The 425-nt window shown below is 43.3% G+C and carries 1 protein-coding gene; it reads left to right on the top strand.

Annotation, left to right across the window (positions count from 1 at the left end; translation table 11 throughout):
* Window positions 1–19 precede the first annotated feature (19 nt).
* Window positions 20–425, top strand: a 406-nt coding sequence (locus FHQ08_RS12700) for an IS3 family transposase (RefSeq protein ID WP_407929222.1), incomplete at its 3' end; no start/stop codon positions are given.

Genomic DNA, 425 nt, shown 5'->3' on the forward strand with positions numbered 1-425 from the left:
ATACTTAGCCATCAAAGAATTGACAAAGATCATTAATCCAGACACCCAGAATCTATATACTGTCAGTAATTTATGCCGCTTGGCTGAAATTTCTCGTGCGGCTTATTATAAATGGTGTCATCACGTTCCCAGTAAGCGCCAGCTTGAAGATGCCGCTATTGTCGCTTTTATCCAACAATTAGAAGAAGCGCATCACTATATTTTTGGAGTCAAACGATTAATGGTCTACATTGACAAAGAAACGCCTTATCATGCTTGTGCCAGTCGAGTGAGACGCCTGATGCATCTTCACCACATCTACGCATCGATCCGTATTGCCAAGCATGATCGTAAAGCTGAGCGCAAAGATATTATCTCGGGTAATAAACTACTAAATGCCCAGCTGGAACATGAGTTCCACCCCGATCGGATGGACCACACTTGGG

Origin of the sequence: Agrilactobacillus fermenti (assembly GCF_021030645.1) — a bacterium.
GTDB lineage: Bacteria > Bacillota > Bacilli > Lactobacillales > Lactobacillaceae > Agrilactobacillus > Agrilactobacillus fermenti.